The sequence below is a fragment of the Bradyrhizobium sp. SZCCHNR1043 genome, from assembly GCF_032489675.1.
In the GTDB taxonomy this organism is placed as follows: Bacteria; Pseudomonadota; Alphaproteobacteria; order Rhizobiales; family Xanthobacteraceae; genus Bradyrhizobium.
The window spans coordinates 424,085-445,713 of record NZ_JAUEYN010000003.1 but is presented as its reverse complement, the minus strand read 5'-3'; the positions used below and the strand labels follow the sequence as shown (position 1 = coordinate 445,713).

The following is a 21,629-nucleotide window of genomic DNA, read 5'->3' as shown; positions in this document are numbered from 1 at the left end:
TTTTCCTCCCGATCAGTTCGAGACGCTCTGCGCCTTCACGGCGAAGGCGTTGGTGTAGGTCTTGGCGAGGTCGATCGACGCCGCCTCCACCTTGTCATTGAAGCTCTTGAGCACATGCAGCGGCGTCTGCACATCGGTCTCGTCGAACTGCCCATCTCTGGAGAAGATCGCCTTGGCGTTCTCAACCGCCTTCGTATAGGTCTCCTTCTCGCCGGAGATGAAATCGTTCGGCAGCACCGCGACGATCTCCTCGGCGCTGTGCGTGGCGATCCAGCGCAGTGCCTTGACCGTGGCGTTGGTGATCTTCTGGACCGTTGCCGGGTTCTTCGCGATGTACTGCTGGGTCGCGTAGAGCACGGAGGTCGGATAGATGCCGCCATAGACCTGCTTGGCGCCCTCGTCGCTTCGCGCATCGATCAGGATCTTGCCGATCCCCTTCTGCTCGACATAGGTCGCGGCCGGATCGTAGTTCACCAGCAGATCGATCTTGCCCTGCTCCAGCGCGGCCACGGCAGCGGCCCCTGATCCGACGCCGATCAGATACACGCTCTCGGCGGGGATCTTGTTCTGCTTGAGATAATAGCGGACGAAGAAGTCCGAGGATGATCCGGGGGCGGTGATGCCGATCTTGGCGCCCTTGATGGTCTCCGGCCTGGCCGGGTCGAACGTCGCAGCCTTGCCACCGGCCAGCACCAGACCGGAATTGCGCGACAGCAGCACGAAGCCGACGACCGACTTGTTCTGCGACTGCATCTGGATGGTGTGGTCGTAGAAGCCGACGGCGACATCGGTCGATCCGGCGACCAGCGCCTGCAGCGTCTTGGAGCCGCCGGAGGCGAAATTCTCCACGGTGATGTCGAGCCCTTCCTTCTGGAACAGGCCAAGGCCCACCGCGACCGGAAACGGCAGGTTGTTCAGATTGTACGAGCCGACGCTGATGCGCACGGGCTCGGCGGCGGCCGAGCCGCAGATTGCGACAGCCGCAGTGATGGCGAGCATGAGACGACGCATGTGACTTCCTCCCTTGTTATCGATGTCGATTGAGTCCGGACGCCGCGTGCGCTCAGGCGGCGTGTACCATCCGTGTCGCGGGCTTTGCGAACACGCAGCCTTCGAACAGCCTGCGGGCGGTCCGCAAAATCCCAGCCACGATCCGGCCATCGCGCTCCTGCAGCTTGACGTCGATATGGCCCATCGGGTGCTCGATGCCGATGACCGCAGGCGCGACCTGCAGCCCAGCGAGACGCGCACTCACCGTGTCCGCCACGATCAGCGAGGTGGCGATGCCGACGGCGCCGGTGGTGGCAAGCGACGGGTGGCAATCGTGCGGCATGAAATAGCGGGCCGACACGTGGCCGCCGTGCACCGCGGGGGCGAGCAGCACCGGCTTGGGAATGACACGGTCGCGAACGTCGCCGAGTCCCATGCGCCCGCCGGCCGCCACGCGCAGCCGCTCGAGCCGCTCCAGCAGCGCCGTGTTCGCACTCAACGCGGCGGCGCTCTCATAACCGGTCACGCCGAGATCCTCCGCACGCACGATCATCATCGGCATCGCGCAGTCGATCAGCGTGACGTCGACATCGTCGATCGTCTCATTGGCCTCGCCGGTCGGAAACATCTCGTCCATCCGGTTGGCAGCATCGAGAAAGGTGAGCGCAATCGGCGCCGCTCGCCCTGGGACACCGTCGATCGACGCGTCGCCGAGATACGACACTTTGCCGTTGGGGGTCGGCACCTCGGCCTCGATCAACTGGCGCGTATTGACGTTGTGAATGCGGACCAGCGTCGCCGGACCTTTCGCCGGCACCAGCCCCGCCTCGATGGCGAAAGGTCCGACCGCGGCAAGCATGTTGCCGCAATTGGGCGAGGTATCGACCAGTTGCTGATCGATCCGCACCTGCGCGAACAGATAATCCACGTCGGCGCCGGGCACGCTGGCCGGCCCGACGATGGCGACCTTGCTCGTGACCGGATTGCCGCCGCCGATGCCGTCGATCTGCAGCGGATGACCGGAGCCCATGACCGAGAGCAGAATCTCATCGCGCCGGACCGGATCGCTCGGCAGGTCCGACGCCAGGAAAAAGGGCCCCTTCGACGTTCCGCCTCGCATCAGGACGCACGGTATCGAGATCAGATCGTTCATGCCGGCCTCAGTTATGTCAATTTCGTATCAATCTACGTTACTGTTGCGTATACTGAGCTGAGATCGATCTTTGAAATGCAAAGAATTGCGGTATTGATGCATGATTAACATCAATTGTGAGATCCTAGACCTCCGGGCCTTCCTGAGCGTCTCGGATCTGGAGAGCTTTCATCGGGCCGCCGAGGCCCTGAACCTCTCGCAGCCGGCATTGAGCCGGCGCATCCAGAAGCTGGAGGGCGCGATCGGCGCACCGCTCCTGGAGCGCACGACGCGTCACGTCGCGCTGACGGCGCTCGGCGCCGAGCTGGTGCCGCTCGTGCGGCGTATGATCGAGGAGTTCGACGGCTCGCTGTTTGCTGTGCGCGACAGCGGCCTCAATCGCGGAGGCCTCGTCACCATCGCCTGCCTGCCGACCGCGGCGTTCTACTTCCTGCCGTCGGTCATCCGCGAGTTCAACGATCAATATCCCAACATCCGCTTTCGCATTCTCGACCTGCCTGCCACCGATGGGCTGCAGGCCGTCGAGCGTGGCGAGGTCGAGTTCGGCATCAACCTGATGGGAGCATCGGACCCCGAGCTGATCTTCGACCGTCTGGTCGAGGATCCCTTCGTGCTCGCCGCGCGCAAGGATCACCCGCTCGCCGCGATGGCGACGGTCGGCTGGGGCGATCTCGAGCCCTACCCTCTGATCACCGTACACCGGTCCAGCGGCAACCGGACCCTGCTCGATGCCGCGCTCGCCAAATCAGCGATCAAGCTGCGCTGGTTCTACGAGGTGACGCATCTCTCCACGTCGCTTGGACTCGTCGAGGCTGGGCTTGGCATCTCGGTTCTTCCGAAGATGGCGACACCGCAGAGCGATCATCCCTTCCTCGTCACGCGCCCCATCCTCAATCCCGAGATCTCACGCACCATCGGCGTCGTGCGCCGCAGAACCGGCACGATGTCGCCTGCGGCGGAGCGTTTCCTGAAGATGCTGATCGGCCGCTGGGGGCGGACGTAGAGGCCGAGCAGCACAGCAGGTAGCCTGACGCCGAAGGGCTATCCCGCCGGCAGCAGGTGCCGCAGCGCCGACGCGATCATCACGCCGCCGCCGGTGATCACGGCGGCGTCGAGGATGGCGGCGTGGATGTGCACCGGCATGCAGGCGACGAAGGCCTTGGCGAGGAACGCGCCCGGCACCGCAACCGCGCCGATCAGGAGCGCGAAGGCCAGCACCTGCGCCGTGACCACGCCGGCCAAACCAAACACCGAGATCTTGATGACGCCCGTCGCCACCGAGATCATCGCGTCGGTGGCGATGACCGCGGCGCCTTCCAGGCCCGCCGCCATCAGCAGCGACAGCAGGATCACGCCGGAGCCGGAGGTGCCGCCGACCAGCACGCCATAACCGACTGCTCCGGCGGCAAGCCCGCCATTGCCGATCCTGACCTCGCGCTTGCGCAGGATCCGCCGCAGCGGGACGCTCATGATCAGCATGGTGCCGATCACGAACGCCGCGCCGGCATTGGTCAGTCGCGTGTAGCCGTAGGCACCGAGCGCCGTCGTGAGCGCCGCCGCGGCGATGACGATGCCGGCCCGGGTGCGATCGGCATGCTGGAGGTAGGCGGCGACGCGGCTGAGGTTGGTGAGGATCGCCGAGATAGCGATGATCGGCACGACGGGTTCGGCGCCGACCATTGGCACCAGCACGAGCGGCATGAGAGCGCCGGTGCCGTAGCCGGCAAGACCACCGATGATCGAAGCGAATAGAGCGACGGAAGCGACGAGCAGGAGTTGCAGGAGCGAGATGTCGGCAAAGCCTGCCAGAAAATTCATGAACGTCCGTCGCGGTTGACACGCGCCGCCGCCTGATCGGCGATCGCGTTCAGCGATGCCTCGTCGAGCGGAAAGTCCGCAGCTAACCAGGCATCCTCTGCGAGGGTGAGCACATGACCGAGAAGCGGTCCCTCCGCAACCCCGCGCGCGATGAAATCGGCCGCCTTCAACGGCAATTTCGGCGGCGTGAAGCGCTGCGGCAACAGCGCACGCTCGCGCCAGCGCCGGTCGTCGCGATCGCGCGCCCGCGCCCAGCCGAGCATCAGGCGGTCGCGATAGACGGTCTCGCCGAGACGATACAGCAGACGCCGGACTCGCGCCTCGTCGGCGGATGCGAACCGCCACCAGCGATGGCCCATGCCGTCCAGCGCCTTGGTCTCGGCATTGGAGAGCTTCAGTCTGACGCCGAGACGGCGCGCATCCTCGGTCACGGCGACCGCGAGCGCCGCGAGACGGCGGACCGCGCTCGGCGAAAGCTCCAGTTCGCGCTCGATGCCGATCATCGCGGCGAACGGACCGAGATAGGCGACGCCGCCGAGGATCGCCGTCAGCAACCCGCCATCCGCCATCGCCGTGACCGCGCCGACCGCGCCGTCGGTGACGAGCAGTTTCAGCATCTCCATGCGCACCCGCTCGGCGGACAATGCGGCGAGGCCGGCGCGGCCGGCGATGCAGGCCAGATAGCCCTCGCGGTCGGGGACGCCGTGGCCGAATGCCGAATGGATGCGGAAGAAGCGCAGGATGCGCAGATAATCCTCGGCGATGCGCTGGGCGGGATCGCCGATGAAGCGCACGCGGCGTTGGGCGATGTCGGCGAGACCACCGACGTGATCATGCACCACGCCGTCCGGCCCGACGGACAGCGCATTGATGGTGAAGTCGCGCCGGTGCGCGTCGCCGACCCAGTCGCGGCCGAACTCGACCTTGGCCTTGCGGCCGAAGGTCTCGGTGTCCTCGCGCAGGGTCGTGACCTCGAATGGATGCCCCTCGAGCACGAGGGTCACGGTGCCATGGTCGATGCCGGTCGGCACGCTCTTGATCGACGCCGCCTTGGCGCGCCGGAGCACCTCCGCCGGCAGCGCCGTGGTCGCGATGTCGATGTCGCCGATGGCGATGCCGAGCAGCGCATTGCGCACGGCGCCGCCGACCACCCGCGCCTCCTCGCCGTCGCAATTGAGCAGCGCGAGCACGCGCGCGGCGGGACCGGACGAGAGCCAGGGCGCATGCAGCACCCGCGCGCCGATCATTTCTCGACCCCTGGAACGAGCCTGCCGTTCTCGACATGAGCGGGGATATAGGTCGAACGCGGCGGCGCGCCGGAGAACTCGGCGATCAGGACCAGACTTGCAATCACCAACACCAGCGCCGCCACCGTCAATTTTGTGATCAGATGAAAGGGCCAGTTGACAGGCACCAACAGCCCCGATTTGGTCGCGAGCAAGAACAACACATAAACCGCAAAAGGAATGAGGAAAATTCCGATTTCCGTCAACACGCCACGGATCATGGCTGACAGACCCGCTCGTACAAGACCCGAAGGATGCCCGCTGTAGCGCCCCATATGTAGCGCTCGGCGAACGGCATCGCGTAATACAAACGCTCCATGCCGCGAAACTCCTTGGAATGCAGCTGATGATTGGCGGGGTCCATCAGGAAGGCCAGCGGCACCTCGAAGGCGTCGTCGACCTCGCCCTCGTTGATCTTGAGCGTGAATCCGGGCCGCACCCGCGCCACCGTGGGCAGGATGCGGAAGCCGAAGGCGGTGCCGTAGACGTCGAGATAGCCGATCGGGTCGACGAAGCTGCGGTCGAGCCCGACCTCCTCTTCGGCCTCGCGCAGGGCGGCATCGAGCGGCGAGGCATCGGTGACGTCGATCTTGCCGCCGGGAAAGGCGATCTGCCCGGCATGGCTCGAGAGGTTCGGCGAGCGCTGGGTCAAAAGGACCGTCGGCTCGGGACGGTCGACCACCGGGATCAGCACCGCCGCGGGGCGGATGGGCTGCTCGCGGGAGATGATCTCGAGCATGCGGTCGGTGCCGGAATCTCCGCTGGCCGGAATGACATCCGGATCGAGCAGGGCCTGCGGAACGTCGAAGCGCAACCGCGCGCGGCCCCGCGCGAAGAAATCGGCTGAACTGAGCCCAGCGGTCCCGTTCCTCACCATGGGCTGGTTCAAAGCGCCGCCCTCACCTGTTCTGCATCGGCCATGGGGAAGAACGCGCCGCCCGACCCCACGCCGAACATGACACGCCCATCGATCATCCGCTCCTCACCCATGTCAACAAGCTCGTAGTAGAGCGCCCGCGTCACCTTGGCCCAGAGATCGGCTCGCACATGCAGATAGGGCCTCAGGCCGCCGCTCTCGCCAGGCTCGAAGCGCAGCCGGTGCTCGGCATCGCACGCGACCCAGTCGTCGACATTGGTGCGGAAATGCAGCAGCGGTCCGCGCGCATCGCTCTCCGTCCGCATTTCTACGGCTGTGAAGGGGGCATCATCGACGCGGATGCCGACCTTCTCCACCGGCGTGACCAGGAAATAGCGATCACCCTCGCGCTTGAGGATCGTCGAGAACAGCCGCACCAGCGCAGGCCGCCCGATTGGCGTGCCCATGTAGTACCAGCTACCATCACCGGCGATTCGCATGTCGAGATCGCCGCAGAATGGCGGATTCCACAAATGCACCGGCGGCAGTCCCTTTGCGGATGTGCCAGCCTGCGTTGCCGCCGACGTCAGCCGATCGAGTCCGTTGTCGGTGGTCTGCCCTTGCTTCGCCATGGTTTGCCTTGAGTTTGCGTCCACCTTGGCACGATTGGTGCAAGATTCCATCGTCGTCGTCTGTGCAAAAGTTCCTGGCGGCCCTGCAGGTCATGTAAGGTCGCCATAACGTGATGCCGTCAATACCCCGTAATGCCGATAATATGGGGATAGTTTAACTCAACGAATACAGCGCCTTCGCATAGGTTGGCATCCGTGTCCCGGCAAACTGGAGCGGAACGTCCGTCCGAAAGTTCAAGATGCGGGGCAGAAGGAGCGATGGGAATGGCTGAGAGTGCCGAGAAGCTCGAGGATGCGATCGTCCGGTCGGCCGAACAGGTCTCCGGCCAGATCCGAGCGGCAAAGGATGCGATCTCCAGCGTCATCTTCGGCCAGGACCGCGTGGTGGAAAACACGCTGGTGACCATCCTGTCCGGTGGCCACGCGCTGCTGATCGGCGTCCCCGGCCTCGCCAAGACCAAGCTGGTCGAGACCTTGGGCGTGACGCTCGGCCTCGATGCCAAGCGCATCCAGTTCACGCCGGACCTGATGCCGTCGGACATTCTCGGCGCCGAGGTGCTCGACGAGAGCGCCGGCGGCAAGCGCTCGTTCCGCTTCATCGCCGGCCCGGTGTTCGCGCAACTGCTGATGGCGGATGAGATCAACCGCGCCAGCCCGCGCACGCAGTCGGCATTGCTGCAAGCCATGCAGGAGCAGCACATCACCGTCGCAGGCGCCCGTCATGACCTGCCGAAGCCCTTCCACGTGCTCGCGACCCAGAATCCGCTGGAGCAGGAAGGAACCTATCCGCTTCCCGAGGCCCAGCTCGACCGCTTCCTGATGGAGATCGACGTCGACTATCCCGATCGCGACGCCGAGCGCCGCATCCTGTTCGAGACCACCGGTGCCGAAGAGAGCGGCGCCAAGGCCGCGATGACCGCAGACGCGCTGATCGCTGCGCAGCGGCTGGTGCGCCGGCTGCCGGTCGGCGATTCCGTGGTCGAGGCGATCCTGTCGCTGGTGCGGTCCGCCCGCCCCGGCCCGGAGGCCGGCGACGCCGGCAAGCTGATCGCCTGGGGCCCGGGTCCGCGCGCCAGTCAATCATTGATGCTCGCGGTGCGCGCCCGCGCCTTGCTCGACGGCCGCCTCGCTCCCTCGATCGACGACGTGCTCGATCTCGCCGAGCCCGTGCTCAAGCACCGCATGGCGCTCACCTTCCCGGCCCGCGCCGAGGGACGCACCATTCCGGACGTGATCCGGCAACTGAAGAGCCGGATTGGCTGATGGCCGCAGCGACAGGGCACGCCGACACGGAGATTCTCGCAATCCGGCGTGCCGATGGCGAAAGCCGGACGCTGGCGTCGTCGCTGCCGCGGCTGGTGCTCGAAGCGCGCCAGATCGCCGCCAACGTGATCCATGGTCTGCATGGCCGTCGCCGCGCCGGCTCCGGCGAAAGCTTCTGGCAGTACCGCCGCTTCGTCTCCGGTGAGCCGTCGCAGCGCGTCGACTGGCGCCGCTCCGCGCGCGACGATCATCTCTACGTCCGTGAGCAGGAATGGGAGGCCGCGCACACCGTGTGGATCTGGCCGGACCGCTCGCCGTCGATGGCGTTCGCGTCGAAGGGCGCCCGCGACAGCAAGCTCGAGCGCGCCCTGATCGTGACCTTCGCCCTGGCCGAGTTGCTGGTGGCCGGCGGCGAACGCGTCGGGATTCCCGGCCTGATCAATCCGACCGGGAGCCGCAACGTGATCGACCGCATCGCGCAGGCGATGCTGCATGATGAGACGATCAGGCCGAGCCTGCCGCCCTCCTTCGTGCCGTCCGCGCTCGCCGAGATCGTCGTGCTGTCGGATTTCTGGTCGCCGATCTCCGAGATCAGCACCATGCTCGCCGGCCTGTCCGCGTCGGGCGCGCACGGCACGATGGTCCAGGTCGTCGATCCCGCCGAGGAGACCTTCCCCTATTCCGGCCGCGTCGAGTTCGTCGAGCCGGAGGGCGGCGAGGTCATCACGGCCGGCCGCGCCGAGAGCTGGGCGCAGGACTACGTCGCCCGCGTGGCGCTGCATCGCGACCAGATCCGCGCCGAGACCGGCAAGCTCGACTGGCTGTTCACCACCCACACCACCAGCCGCTCGGCTGCCGAGCTGCTGCTGTTCCTGCATGCCGGCATGACCACGGCCAAAGGTAGCGCGCGCGGCGGCGTCAAAGTGGGCGCTGGCCCCGGAGGGCTCGGCGCATGATGGGCCTGCCGCTGTCGTTCGCCGAACCCTTGCTGCTGACCGGGCTCATCAGCCTGCCGGTGCTGTGGTGGCTGCTGCGGGTGATGCCGCCGCGGCCGCGCCGCATCGAGTTTCCGCCGACCCGGCTGTTGTTCGACATCACGCCCAAGGAAGAGACGCCGTCGCGCTCGCCCTGGTGGCTCACCCTGCTGCGGCTGATCGCGGCGGCGCTGGTGATCTTCGCTGCGGCCGGCCCGATCTGGAATCCGCGCACCGAAGCCGTCGGCAGCAAGGCGCCGCTTGTGCTTTTGCTCGACGACAGCTGGAGCGCGGCGGCGAGCTGGGACACGCGTATCAGGGCCGCCGACGAGATCATCGCCAATGCCGATGCCGACCGCCGCGGCGTCGCGCTGATGCCGCTGTCGGAGCCCGCACGCGACCTCACCTTGATGCCAGCCGGCGCGGCGCGCGTCGCGCTGCGCCAGATCGCGCCCAAGGCCTACACGACCGAGCGCGCCGATGCGCTGCCGCAGCTCGATCGCTTCCTGAAAGCGACGGGCGATGCCGAGATCATGTGGTTCTCCGACGGCGTCGATCCCGGCCGCGGCAGCGAGTTTGTCACCGGCCTTGCCAAGACCATCGGCGATCGCAGCCTGACGGTGTTCGAAGGCGGCACCCTGTCGCCGCTGGCGCTTGCGGGCGCCGAGAACGCCGCGGCCAAGATGACCGTGAAGGTGCTGCGCGCCGATCTCTCGGTTCCGGGCGGCATTGTGCGCGCGCTCGACGCCAAGGGCTCGCCGCTCGGCGAAGCGCAGTTCGGCTTCGCCGCCGGTGCGCACGACGCCGAGGCGAGCTTCGATCTTCCGGTCGAGCTGCGCAATGACATCACCCGGCTCGAGATCGCCGGCGAGCGCTCCGCAGGCGCCGTGCAACTGCTCGACAAGCGCTGGCGGCGGCGTGCGGTCGGCATCGTCTCCGGCGCCACCAGCGACACCGCGCAACCGCTGCTCGCGCCGACCTTCTATCTGACGCGCGCGCTGGCGCCGTTCGCCGATCTCCGCCTCGGTGATCGCGGCGCTCCGCAGCAGGTCATCACGCAGTTCCTCGACCAGAAGGTGCCGATGATCGTGATGGCCGACGTCGGCACGCTGTCGCCGGAGCTGCGCGACCGTCTCAACGGCTGGATCGAGAATGGCGGCGTGCTGGTGCGCTTCGCCGGCCCGCGCCTGGCGCAGGGCGACGACGATCTCGTGCCGGTCAAGCTGCGCCGCGGCGGCCGCACCCTGGGCGGCAGCCTGACCTGGGAGAAGCCGCAACACCTGGCCGCGTTCGCCGCCGACGGCCCGTTCGCCGGCATCACCGTCCCGAAGGACGTGACGGTCAATCGCCAGGTCCTCGCCGAGCCCGACGCCGTGCTGGCGACCAAGAGCTGGGCCTCGCTGGAGGACGGCACGCCGCTCGTCACGGGCGAGCATCGCGGCAAGGGCCTGATCGCGCTGTTCCATGTCAGCGCCGACATGCGCTGGTCCGATCTGCCGATGTCGGGCGCGATGGTCGAGATGCTCCGCCGCATCGTCGACATGTCCGGCTACACTTCGACGCCGGGCCCTGGTCCCGCGGGTGAGACCGCCAAGGCCACGCTGGCGCCGCTGCACATCCTCGACGGCTTCGGCGCCTTCGGACCGCCGCCTTCGACCGCCAAGCCGCTGCCGGCGGATTTCAACGACCGGGCTTCGCTGGATCATCCACCCGGATTCTATGGCCCAGCCGAGGGACCCACCGCAGTGAACACGCTCAGCCCCGCCGATCGCATTCTGCAGCTCGACACGTCGACGCTGCGCGCCAAGCGTGCCAGCTACACCACGGCGGAGCCGCGCGATCTCCGGGGCATCCTGCTGTCGACCGCACTGCTGCTGTTCCTGATCGACGCGGTCATCGTCGCCCTGCTCGGCGGCGTGCTGGCCTCGCTCGCGCGGTGGCGGCGTGCAGCGCCCGCGTCCATCGTGCTTGCGGTGCTTGCAACCGGCGCCCTGCTCGCGGTCGCGATGCCGACGGCCGCGCGCGCCGACGCCGCCAGCGACGATTTCGCCATGCGCGCGGTGTCGCAGACGCGGCTTGCCTATGTCGTGACCGGCAATGCCGACGTCGATTCCATCGTCAAGGCCGGCCTGACCGGACTGACCTTGTTCCTGGCCCAGCGCACGGCGCTCGAAGCCGGCGACCCCGTCGGCATCGATCCTGCGCATGACGAGCTCGCCTTCTTCCCGCTGATCTACTGGCCGATCGTGCCGGGCACGCCGAAGCCGCCGCAGGACGCGATCAACAAGATCGACGCCTACATGAAGCAGGGCGGCACGGTGATCTTCGATACCCGCGATGCGGTCGAGGCGCCCCCGGGCGAGAACGGCGCGCAGCAGACCCCGGGCATGCAGTCGCTGCGCGAGATTCTGTCGTCGCTCGACGTCCCCGAGCTCGAGCCGGTGCCGCGCGAGCACGTGCTGACCAAGACGTTCTACCTGCTGCGCGACTTCCCCGGTCGCTTCACCGCAGGCCAGACCTGGGTCGAGGCGCTGCCGAAAGACGAGGACGAGGACAGCGCCTCGCGTCCGGCGCGCGGCGGCGACGGCGTCTCACCGATCATCATCACCTCCAACGACCTCGCAGGCGCCTGGGCCATCCGCCCCGACGGCCAGGCCATGCTGCCGATGGTTCCCGGCGAGCCGCGGCAGCGCGAATTCGCCTTCCGCGCCGGCGTCAACATCGTGATGTACACGCTGACCGGCAACTACAAGGCCGACCAGGTGCACGCGCCGGCACTGATCGAACGGCTTGGGCAGTGATGACAATAGCCACGCGCAGCCGCGCCAAAACCTCCGTCGTCACGCCCGGCCTTGAGCCGGGCATCCACGCCCCTCTTTTCCGAGGGAATGACGTGGATGGCCGGGACAAGCCCGGCCATGACGAAGCCAGCGAGTTTGCCTCATGAATTACGGCATCGCATTCACGCCTCTGGTCCCAACGGTCGTGCTGTGGCTCGCGATCGGCGCGATCGTCGTCATCGCCGCGCTCCTGTTGCTCGGCCGCTCGCGCTCGGCCTGGATCCGCGTCACCGCGCTCGCCTTGATCGCGCTCGCGCTGGCCAATCCGCAGTTCACGCGCGAGGACCGCGAGCCGCTGAGCTCGGTCGCCGCCGTCGTGGTCGACAAGAGCCCGAGCCAGAATTTCGGTGACCGCAACAAGCAGACCCAGGCGGCCCAGGAGTCGCTGGTCGACAGCTTGAAGAAGATCAAGGGCCTCGAGGTCCGCGTGGTCGATGCCGGCCAGGCCGATGGCGAGACCGACGGCACGCATCTGTTCAGCGCGTTGACCTCGGCGCTGTCGGACGTTCCCGTCGATCGGGTCGCCGGCGCCTTCCTGATCACGGATGGACGCGTCCACGACATTCCCGGCAACGTCGCCGCGCTCGGCTTCCAGGCTCCGCTGCAGGCCCTGATCACGGGCCAGAAGGCCGAGCGCGACCGCCGCGTCGCGATCACGGCCGCGCCTCGCTTCGGCATCGTCGGCCAGCCGCAGACCATCAGCTTCCGGCTCGACGACCAGGGCGTCAGCGGCGCCAGCGCCAAGGTCGTGATCCGGCGCGACGGCGAGGTCATCAGCGAGCGCACCTTGACCAGCGGCCAAGCCGCCAATGTCGACGTCGACATCAAGCACGAAGGCCAGAACATCGTCGAGATCGAGGCATCGCCGCTCGACAACGAGCTGACCCTCGTCAACAACCGCGCCGTGGTCTCGATCGATGGCGTCCGCGACAAGCTGCGCGTGCTGCTGGTGTCGGGCGAGCCGCATTCGGGCGAACGCACCTGGCGCAACCTGCTGAAGTCGGACGCCAGCATCGATCTCGTCCACTTCACCATCCTGCGGCCGCCGGAGAAGCAGGACGGCACCCCGATCAACGAATTGTCGCTGATCGCGTTTCCGACCCGCGAGCTGTTCCAGCAGAAGATCAACGAATTCCAGTTGATCATCTTCGACCGCTACGCCCGCCAGGGCGTGTTGCCGATCGCCTATTTCGACAACATCGCGCGCTACGTGCGCAATGGCGGCGCGGTGCTGGTCTCGGCCGGGCCGGACTACGCCTCCAACACCAGCATCTGGCGCACACCGCTCGATTCGGTGCTGCCCGCCGAGCCGGTCGGTGTCACCGAGAAGCCCTTCTATGCGCATCTATCTGACGCCGGCAAACGCCATCCGGTTACGCGCGGCCTCGAGGGCTCGGGCTCCGAGCCGCCGCGCTGGAGCCGCTTCTTCCGCACCGTCGAGACGCGTAATGCGGTCAGTCCGCCGGTCATGACCGGCGCCGATGGCAAGCCGCTCCTGCTGCTGTCGCGCTTCGGCGCCGGCCGCGTCGCTCTGCTGCTGTCCGACCACATCTGGCTGTGGGCACGCGGCTACGAAGGCGGCGGACCGCATCTCGATCTGCTCAGGCGGATGTCGCACTGGCTGATGCAGCAGCCTGATCTCGACGAGGAAGCGCTGCGGCTCCAGATTCAAGGCAAGGATCTCGCCGTCATCCGCCAGACCATGGGCGACACCGTCCCGCCGGTGACCGTGACCTCGCCGTCCGGCACCACGCGCGAGCTCACTCTGAGCCAGGGCGATCCCGGCGAATGGCGCGCGACCCTGCCCGCCAACGAGCTCGGCCTGTGGCAGGCGACCGACGGCACGCTGAAGGCGCTGATCAATGTCGGCCCGACCAATCCGAAGGAATTCTCCGAGGTCACCTCGACCACCGAAACCCTGAAGCCGCTGGCACAGGCGACCGGCGGCGACGCCCGCCGCATCGCCGACGGCTCGGGCATCGACCTGCCGCGTATCGTCCCCGTCAGGTCATCGACGCTGTTCAGCGGCGACGGCTGGATGGGCGTGCGGATGCGCGACGCCAGCGTGGTCAAGGGCGTCGGCGTGCTGCCGATGTTCGCCGGCGTGATCGGCCTGCTGCTGCTGCTCGGCGCGCTCGCCGCAACCTGGGTGCGCGAGGGACGCTGACACGAAGACACACGCGCACCACGGCGGCGCGCGACGTGGCGCGAAGGGCACAGCGAGCCGGTTTCCATCCGTTGCCGCGGCGCTCTGATTGACAGCTAAGAGGCGCCTCTGCGATGTTACATTGTAACAAAGGCTGAGCCTCTCAGCCGAACGGGGTGGCCTACTCACATGAGCCAGATCACATGAGCCAGAGCTGGCGATGAGCTGGTTTCGCGCGAACATCAAAGATGTCTCGCGGCTCGCGCTGTTGGCGCTGGTGCTGCAATTCGCGCTCGCGTTCGGCCATGTTCATTGGCTCTCCACGCAGAGCCTGGACGGCAGTCGTATCACGACCGCACAGGCCCATACCGGCTCCTCTCCCGCAAGCCAGGACCCCGACCAGCAGCCCTCCGCTGATGGCTGCGCCATCTGCGCCGTCATGGCGATGGCGCAATCGATCCTGCTGTCACCGACGCCCGTTCTGACGCCTCCTGAAGCGGTCGCATTTCGTCTGCCCGATGCGATCACCGCCACTGTCGCGGCCGTCGTCGTCGACACCGCCTTCCAGCCGCGCGCTCCTCCCATCGCCTGATCTGAACCGCTCGAAACGCCGCCACGGCTGCGCTCACGCGCACGGCGGCAGCGTGCAGGAATGGGTCCGTCGCAAGCCGACGGCAGGCGCATCCCGCCAGCAACGAAAGACGTGGGACGCCTGATCAGGATCAGGAATTGAAGGATGTTGTCGAGAGCCTTGATGTCGGGCTGCAGCGCCGCAGCCATGTTGTGCGTTTTGAGCGCGCCCGCGCGCGCTGACGATCCGAAGCCGGCGGCCGAGTTGCCCGAGGTCAACGTGACAGCACCAAGCCCGATACGGGCACGGAAGCCGGTGGTGCCGCGGCCCAATCCTACCGCGCGCGTCGCGCGCGGGCCCCGTGCGCCGACGCCAGCGCGAGAAGCACAATCAGCGCCACCGCCGCCGCAACAGGGTGTGCTGCCTGTCGTCACCGACCAGTTCGCAACCGTCACCGTGGTGCCGAACGAGGAGCTTCGCCGCTCCGGCGCCGCCACGCTCGGCGACCTTCTCAATTCGAAACCCGGCATTACCGGATCGAGCTTCGCGCCGGGCGCCTCGAGCCGGCCGATCATCCGCGGCCTCGACGTCAACCGCGTCGGTATCGTCGAGAACGGCATCGGCGGCGGCGGTGCGTCCGATCTCGGCGAAGATCATTTCGTGCCGATCGATCCGCTCACCAGCGACCAGATCGAGGTCGTTCGCGGCCCCGCGGCGCTGCGCTACGGCTCCACCTCGATCGGCGGCGTCGTCAGCGCTACCAACAACCGCATTCCGCAGGCCCTGCCGACCTGTTCGACCGCGCCGTTTCAGACCTATGGCCTGCCGGCGAGCGCGCCGGCCGCGGGCAGCGCGCCTTGCGTCACCGCGGAAACGCGCACCTCGTTCAGCTCGGTCGACCGCGGCGTCGAGGGCGGCGTGCTGCTCGATGCCGGCGGCGGCAACTTCGCACTTCATGCCGATGCCTACGGCCGCAAGACCGGCGACTATTCGATTCCGGGCTACCCCTATCTGTTCGACCAGACCCGCCCGGTGAACGGCCGGCAGCCGAACTCCGCCGTGCAGAACGATGGCGCCTCGATCGGCGGCAGCTATTTCTTCACCGGCGGCTTCATCGGCGCGGCGATCCAGCAGACCGATGCGCTCTACCACATCCCCGGCATCGACGGCGCCGACAGCCGGACCCGGATCGACGCACACCAGACCAAGATCACCGCCAAGGGCGAGTATCGCCCGGACTCCGCGGCGATCGATGCGATCCGATTCTGGGCCGGCGCGACAGACTATCGGCACAATGAGCTCGGCCTTGCAGCCGTCACCGACCCGACCACCGATGGCGTGCGCCAGACCTTCACCAATCGCGAGCAGGAAGCGCGCGTCGAGATGCAGATGATGCCCGTCAATCTGCGCTTCGCCACGCTGACGACCGCCTATGGCGTGCAGGCCGGGCACCAGGAGCTGAATGCGCCGAGCCCCGACAACCCCGGCTCGGTGTTCAACGGCCTGTTCGGCCCCAACACCAACAATCGCGTCGCCGGCTATGTCTTCAATGAGCTCGCCTTCTCGCCCTCGACCAAGGCGCAGGTCGCCGGCCGGATCGAGCACGTCGCGCTGAACGGCTCGACGCCGGACTTCCCGGTCGACTATCTGCCGGACGGTACGCCGCAGGCCAACATCGCCCGCAATCCGTCGTACACGCCGAAGAGCGCGAGCGTCGGCCTGTTGCAGAACCTGCCGGGCGATCTGGTGGCGAGCGTGACCGCGCAATATGTCGAGCGCGCGCCGAAGCCAGCCGAGCTGTTCTCGCGCGGCGGCCATGATGCGACCGCAACCTTCGACATCGGTAATCCGAACCTGACCATCGAGACGGCCAAGACCGTCGAGGCCGGGCTGCGCAAGGCCACCGGCCCGTTCCGCTTCGAAGCCACGGCCTACTACACGCAGTTCAGCAACTTCATCTATCGCCGGCTGACCGGCGTGATGTGCGACGACGATTTCGCCTCCTGCGGCACCACGGGCACCGCGCTGAACCAGGCGGTCTACTCGCAGCGCAACGCGCTGTTCCGCGGCTTCGAGTTCCAGAGCCAGTTCGATGTCGCTCCGCTCGGCAGCGGCATCTGGGGCATCGAGAACCAGTTCGACGTCGTCCGCGCCACCTTCGCGGACGGCACCAACGTACCGCGGATTCCGCCGATGCGCGTCGGCGGCGGCCTGTTCTGGCGCGATGCCAACTGGCTGACCCGCATCAACCTGCTGCACGCCTTCGCCCAGAACGACATCGCGCCGATCGCGGAGACACCGACGCCGGGCTACAACCTGCTGAAGGCGGAGGTCAGCTACCGCACCAAGCTCAATCCGAACATGTTCGGCGCGCGCGAGATGCTGGTCGGCCTCGTCGGCAACAATCTGTTGAACGAGAAGATCCGCAACTCCGTGTCCTACACCAAGGATGAGGTGCTGCTGCCCGGCATCGGCGTGCGGATCTTTGCCAATCTCAAGTTCTGATTGCGAGCTCAGGGGGGCGTGAAACGCGACAACCCCCTTCCTTCGTCATTGCGAGGAGCGAAGCGACGAAGCAATCCAGACTTCTCTTGGGGCTCTGGATTGCTTCGCTTCGCCGCTTCGCTCGCAATGACGACCTACCTGGCGTAGTCCCAGTCAGGACGGATCGCGCCCTCGACGTCCTCGAACGCGTCGTCGACGAGCTCGTTCACCAGCAGCCGGTTGTAGTCGACCGGGCCCGGCATGATCGCCCGGCCTTTCGGCACCGGCTTGAACCCGACACGGCTGTAGTAGGCGGCGTCGCCGACCAGCAGGATCAAGCGATGGCCCCGCGCCCGCGCATCCGCGATCGAGCGCTCCATCAGCATGCGGCCGATGCCGTGCTTGCGGAACGGCGGCTCGACCGTCAGCGGCCCGAGCATCAGCGCCTTGGTGTCGCCGACGCAGATCGGGAGCTGCCGCACCGAGCCGACCAGCAAAGTGCCGATATGGGCGGTGAACGATAGCGCGAGCAGATGATCGACATGCTCGCGCAGTCGATAGGCACTCAGCACGAAGCGGCCGGGGCCGAAGGTGCGCTCATGCAGCCGCTCGATCGCCTGCGCGTCGCCCGGCTTTTCGGCGGAGATCGTAATGGACAGGTCACTCATGTGGGGTGGCGAGATAGCATTCTGGAGCGGCGCGGTCCATGGCGTGCCGTCCGCGCGTTGACAGCATTCGCTCGCCCCGGGGTCGCCAATGCCAATTTTCTGAGCACTCGCGTGGCGTGACCGAAGATTGTGCTAAAATGTCAAGTTTCCGGAGCCGCCCTCGCTTAACCTGCCCCAGGTCATGAGCGTTGTGGTCGCTGTCGCGGCCGCTGGGACCGCTCTGACGCAGCACGAGCGGCAGGTCGAAGATGACGGGTGCGTTCCGGTCGCGCCATCGCGGCGAAACTCATGTGTTCGATGATCTCAAGACGCTGTTGGCCTGCGCCTCGCCGCGCCGGTCCGGCGATGAGCTGGCTGGCCTCGCAGCCGACAGCGCCGCGCGGCGGGTGGCGGCGCGGATGGCGCTCGCTGACGTGCCGCTGCGGCGTTTCCTCGACGAGCCGCTGATTCCCTATGAGAGCGACGAGGTCACGCGCCTCATCCTCGACAGCCACGATGCCGCCGCATTCGCGCCCGTCGCGTCGCTGACCGTCGGCGAATTGCGCGAATGGCTGATGTCTTGGGAGGCGGACGCTGACCGGCTGGCCGCCCTCGCGCCGGGCCTGACGCCGGAGATGGTGGCCGCGGTCTCCAAGCTCTGCGGCAATGGCGATCTCGTCGCTGTCGCCGCCAAATGCCGGGTCGTGACCCGCTTCCGCTCCACGATCGGCCTGGAGGGGCGGCTGTCGTCGCGGCTGCAGCCGAACGATCCGACCGACGATCCCCGGGCGATCGCCGCAGGCACGCTCGATGGCCTGCTGTTCGGCATGGGCGATGCGGTGATCGGCATCAATCCCGCGACCGACAATGTCGAGGCCTGCATCCGCCTGCTCACGATGCTCGATGATCTCAGGCTCAAATTCGAGGTGCCGACGCAGTCCTGCGTGCTGAGCCACGTCACGACCTCGATCCAGGCGATCGGGAAAGGCGCGCCGCTCGATCTCGTCTTCCAGTCGATCGCCGGCACCGAGGCTGCCAATGCCGGCTTCGGCGTGACCCTGGCGCTGCTGGCCGAGGCGCAGGACGCAGCCTTGTCGCTGAAGCGCGGCACGATCGGCAACAACGTCATGTATTTCGAGACCGGCCAGGGCGCGGCGCTGTCGGCCGAGGCTCATCACGGCCTCGATCAGCAGACCGTCGAGGCCCGCGCCTACGCGGTGGCGCGCGCCTTCTCGCCGCTGCTGGTCAACACCGTGGTCGGCTTCATCGGTCCCGAATACCTCTACGACGCGAAGGAGATCATCCGCGCCGGGCTGGAGGATCATTTCTGCGCCAAGCTGCTCGGCGTGCCCATGGGCTGCGATGTCTGCTACACCAACCATGCCGAGGCCGATCAGGACGACATGGACGATCTGGCGCTGCTGCTTGCGGCGGCCAACGTCAACTTCCTGATCGCCGTGCCCGGCGCCGACGACATCATGCTGAACTATCAGAGCCTGTCGCATCACGACGTGATGCGGCTGCGGCATCTGCTCGGCCGCCGTCCGGCGCCGGAGTTCGAGGCCTGGCTGGCGCGGATGGGCCTGCTCGACAGCAGCGGCCGCATGCCGCCGCTGCCCGGCAGAGCGCCGGCCGTGGCCCGGCTGATCGGCCATGGAGCGCGGGCGTGAGGGACGATGCGTTCGACATGTTACGCCGGATGACGCGCGCCCGCGTCGCGCTCGGCCGCTCCGGCGACGGGCTGCCGACGCAGGCCAAGCTCGCATTCCAGATGGCGCATGCGCTCGCGCGCGATGCCGTATGGGGCAAGGTCAATTTCGACGGCATCGCCGACGCGCTCGCGCCGCGCGAGGTGATCAAGGTCGCGAGCGCAGCGCCGGACCGCGCCAGCTATCTGCGCCGGCCCGACCTCGGACGTCGCCTGGCCGCGGACGAAGCCGCCAGGCTAACATCCGGTCCGTACGATCTCGTCTTCATCATTGCCGACGGGCTGTCGGCGGATGCGGTCGAAAGCCATGCCGCCGCTGTCGTGATCGCCACCGCGGCGCGTCTGACAGGCCTGTCCATCGGCCCGGTCGTGCTGGCTTCGCAGGCGCGCGTGGCGCTGGGTGACGCTGTCGGCGCCGCGATGCGCGCCCGGCTGGTGGCGGTCCTGATCGGCGAGCGTCCGGGTCTGTCGGCGGCGGATTCCCTGGGTGTGTATCTGACACTGCACCCTGCCCCTGGCCTGCGCGACAGCGCGCGCAACTGCATCTCCAACATTCACCACCATGGGCTGTCGGCCGAGCGCGCCGCCGACAAGCTGGCCTGGCTGGTGCGCGAGGCGCTGCGGATCGGCGTCACCGGCATCGGCCTCAAGGAGGCGGCGCCGGACGCCGCGATCGAGACGACCACACCGTCATCACAAATCACCCATCACAAACAGACAGGAGCGACTGGACATGAGTGACGAGACCAAACCGACGCTTTCGAAGAGCCTGACCGGACTCCATCTCTGGGGCATCGCGGTCGGGCTCGTCATCTCCGGCGAATATTTCGGCTGGAGCTATGGTTGGGACAAGGCCGGCACGCTCGGCTTCCTCGTCACCACGATCTTCATCGCGGTGATGTATACGACCTTCATCTTTTCCTTCACCGAACTCACCACCGCGATCCCGCATGCCGGTGGTCCGTTCGCCTATTCCTACCGTGCCTTCGGCCCGCTCGGCGGCTTCGTCGCCGGCTTTGCGACACTGATCGAATTCGTGTTCGCACCGCCTGCCATCGCGCTCGCCATCGGCGCCTATCTTAACGTCCAGTTTCCGGCGCTGTCACCCAAGACCGCCGCGCTCGGCGCCTATGTGGTGTTCATGGCCCTCAACATCGCGGGCGTATCGATCGCAGCGACGTTCGAGCTGTTCGTCACGGTCCTGGCGATTGGCGAGCTCCTGGTGTTCATGGGCGTCGTGTCGCCCGGTTTTTCCTTCGCCAATTTCACCGCCAACGGCTGGGCCGGTGAGAATTCGTTCTCGCTGGCGAGCATCGGCGGCATCGTCGCAGCGATCCCCTTCGCTATCTGGTTCTTCCTGGCGATCGAAGGTGCCGCCATGGCCGCGGAGGAGACCAGGAATCCGACGAGGACCGTTCCTCGCGCCTACATTGCCGGCATCCTGACGCTCGTCGTGCTCGCCTTCGGCACCATGATCATGGCCGGCGGCGTCGGCGACTGGGCGAAGCTCGCCAACATCAACGATCCCTTGCCGCAGGCGATGAAGATCGTCGTCGGCGAGAACTCCGGCTGGCTGCACATGCTGGTGTGGATCGGCCTGTTCGGTCTGATCGCCTCGTTCCACGGCATCATCATGGGCTATTCGCGGCAGATCTTCGCACTGTCGCGCGCCGGCTTCCTGCCGGCCAAGCTCGCCGCACTGCATCCGACCTGCCGCACGCCGCATTGGGCGATCCTGGCCGGCGGCGTGATCGGCATCGCCGCGATCTACTCCGACGAGCTCATCCAGTTCGCCGGACAGACGCTGACGGCGAACATCGTCACCATGAGCGTGTTCGGCGCGCTCGTGATGTACATCATGAGCATGGCCGCTCTCTTCCGCCTGCGCGCCACCGAGCCCAATCTTATCAGGCCGTTCAAGGCGCCGCTCTATCCGGTGCTCCCGGCCGTGGCGCTGGTGTGCGCGACGCTCTCGCTGCTCACGATGATTTGGTTCAACCTGCAGGTGTTCGCAGCCTTCGTGGTGCTGTTCGCCGCCGGTCTGCTGCTCTATCGTCTGACGGCCGGCAAGCGCGGCAACGCGGCGAATGACGATCTGCTCGACATCGCTTTGACCGAGGCCCGCGCCATGGCCGACTGATCCGCCAGGGCCGGCGAGATCCAGGATCGAGGCAAGCCCTCCGCGTCCCTGCGCGGAGGGCTTTATCGATAGCCCGCTTCGGCAGGCACGTGATTTGCATAACTACGAGGTGTCAACCGAC

Annotated in this window: 18 protein-coding genes; 10 read left to right on the top strand and 8 right to left on the bottom strand. The window is 67.1% G+C overall.

Annotation, left to right across the window (positions count from 1 at the left end; genetic code table 11):
* Positions 1-12: 12 nt before the first annotated feature.
* Positions 13-1,011, bottom strand: a complete 999-nt coding sequence (locus QX039_RS07405) for an ABC transporter substrate-binding protein (protein ID WP_315738350.1) — start codon at positions 1,009-1,011, stop codon at positions 13-15.
* A gap of 52 nt (positions 1,012-1,063) precedes the next feature.
* On the bottom strand, positions 1,064-2,143 hold the full coding sequence (locus QX039_RS07400; protein WP_315738351.1) for a 4-oxalomesaconate tautomerase: 1,080 nt from the start codon (positions 2,141-2,143) through the stop codon (positions 1,064-1,066).
* Between the two features lie 103 nt (positions 2,144-2,246).
* Between QX039_RS07400 and QX039_RS07395 the strand changes: the two genes are divergently transcribed.
* The gene (locus tag QX039_RS07395; RefSeq protein ID WP_315738715.1) at positions 2,247-3,146 is read left to right on the top strand and encodes a LysR family transcriptional regulator; all 900 of its coding nucleotides are present in this window, start codon (positions 2,247-2,249) and stop codon (positions 3,144-3,146) included.
* A gap of 38 nt (positions 3,147-3,184) precedes the next feature.
* Here QX039_RS07395 and QX039_RS07390 read toward each other — a convergent pair whose 3' ends face one another.
* Genes QX039_RS07390 through QX039_RS07370 form a run of 5 tightly spaced genes read right to left on the bottom strand, consistent with a single transcriptional unit; the run spans position 3,185 to position 6,735 of the window.
* Positions 3,185-3,961 carry a TSUP family transporter gene (locus QX039_RS07390; protein WP_315738352.1) on the bottom strand — a complete coding sequence of 259 codons (777 nt, stop codon included), beginning with the start codon at positions 3,959-3,961 and terminating at the stop codon, positions 3,185-3,187.
* On the bottom strand, positions 3,958-5,208 hold the full coding sequence (locus QX039_RS07385; RefSeq protein ID WP_315738353.1) for a CCA tRNA nucleotidyltransferase: 1,251 nt from the start codon (positions 5,206-5,208) through the stop codon (positions 3,958-3,960). The genes QX039_RS07390 and QX039_RS07385 overlap by 4 nt, the downstream gene beginning before the upstream one ends.
* Positions 5,205-5,468, bottom strand: a complete 264-nt coding sequence (locus tag QX039_RS07380) for a DUF6111 family protein (protein WP_315738354.1) — start codon at positions 5,466-5,468, stop codon at positions 5,205-5,207. The genes QX039_RS07385 and QX039_RS07380 overlap by 4 nt, the downstream gene beginning before the upstream one ends.
* Complete coding sequence (locus QX039_RS07375) at positions 5,465-6,124, bottom strand: CoA pyrophosphatase (RefSeq protein WP_409998911.1); 660 nt, start codon at positions 6,122-6,124, stop codon at positions 5,465-5,467. Before QX039_RS07375 ends, QX039_RS07380 begins: the two co-directional genes overlap by 4 nt.
* 8 nt (positions 6,125-6,132) lie before the next feature.
* Entirely contained in the window at positions 6,133-6,735 is a 603-nt protein-coding gene (locus QX039_RS07370; protein ID WP_315738356.1) for a DUF1285 domain-containing protein, read from the bottom strand.
* 264 nt (positions 6,736-6,999) lie between these two features.
* Here QX039_RS07370 and QX039_RS07365 point away from each other — a divergent pair, with 264 nt between their 5' ends.
* The 6 genes from QX039_RS07365 to QX039_RS07340 all read left to right on the top strand — a co-directional run bounded on the left by QX039_RS07365 (position 7,000) and on the right by QX039_RS07340 (position 17,034).
* Positions 7,000-7,998 carry a MoxR family ATPase gene (locus tag QX039_RS07365; RefSeq protein ID WP_315738357.1) on the top strand — a complete coding sequence of 333 codons (999 nt, stop codon included), beginning with the start codon at positions 7,000-7,002 and terminating at the stop codon, positions 7,996-7,998.
* Positions 7,998-8,954, top strand: coding sequence for a DUF58 domain-containing protein (locus QX039_RS07360; protein WP_315738358.1), 957 nt, complete (start codon positions 7,998-8,000; stop codon positions 8,952-8,954). Before QX039_RS07365 ends, QX039_RS07360 begins: the two co-directional genes overlap by 1 nt.
* The gene (locus tag QX039_RS07355; protein WP_315738359.1) at positions 8,951-11,773 is read left to right on the top strand and encodes a DUF4159 domain-containing protein; all 2,823 of its coding nucleotides are present in this window, start codon (positions 8,951-8,953) and stop codon (positions 11,771-11,773) included. Before QX039_RS07360 ends, QX039_RS07355 begins: the two co-directional genes overlap by 4 nt.
* A gap of 142 nt (positions 11,774-11,915) precedes the next feature.
* Positions 11,916-13,979, top strand: coding sequence for a hypothetical protein (locus QX039_RS07350; RefSeq protein WP_315738360.1), 2,064 nt, complete (start codon positions 11,916-11,918; stop codon positions 13,977-13,979).
* Between the two features lie 199 nt (positions 13,980-14,178).
* Complete coding sequence (locus QX039_RS07345) at positions 14,179-14,550, top strand: DUF2946 family protein (protein ID WP_315738361.1); 372 nt, start codon at positions 14,179-14,181, stop codon at positions 14,548-14,550.
* Between the two features lie 162 nt (positions 14,551-14,712).
* Positions 14,713-17,034, top strand: a complete 2,322-nt coding sequence (locus tag QX039_RS07340) for a TonB-dependent receptor (RefSeq protein ID WP_315773455.1) — start codon at positions 14,713-14,715, stop codon at positions 17,032-17,034.
* 134 nt (positions 17,035-17,168) lie between these two features.
* Here QX039_RS07340 and QX039_RS07335 read toward each other — a convergent pair whose 3' ends face one another.
* Positions 17,169-17,681: an N-acetyltransferase gene (locus tag QX039_RS07335; protein WP_315773439.1), complete on the bottom strand. Its 513-nt coding sequence runs from the start codon at positions 17,679-17,681 to the stop codon at positions 17,169-17,171.
* A gap of 248 nt (positions 17,682-17,929) precedes the next feature.
* On the opposite strand from QX039_RS07335, the gene QX039_RS07330 reads away from it, so the two are divergent.
* Genes QX039_RS07330 through eat form a run of 3 tightly spaced genes read left to right on the top strand, consistent with a single transcriptional unit; the run spans position 17,930 to position 21,508 of the window.
* A complete protein-coding gene (locus tag QX039_RS07330; protein WP_315773437.1) occupies positions 17,930-19,330 on the top strand; it encodes an ethanolamine ammonia-lyase subunit EutB in 1,401 nt (466 codons plus the stop codon).
* Positions 19,331-19,347: 17 nt separating this feature from the next.
* The gene (gene eutC, locus QX039_RS07325) at positions 19,348-20,109 is read left to right on the top strand and encodes an ethanolamine ammonia-lyase subunit EutC (protein ID WP_315773453.1); all 762 of its coding nucleotides are present in this window, start codon (positions 19,348-19,350) and stop codon (positions 20,107-20,109) included.
* Positions 20,102-21,508: an ethanolamine permease gene (eat, locus tag QX039_RS07320; protein ID WP_315773435.1), complete on the top strand. Its 1,407-nt coding sequence runs from the start codon at positions 20,102-20,104 to the stop codon at positions 21,506-21,508. The genes eutC and eat overlap by 8 nt, the downstream gene beginning before the upstream one ends.
* Positions 21,509-21,629: the final 121 nt, after the last annotated feature.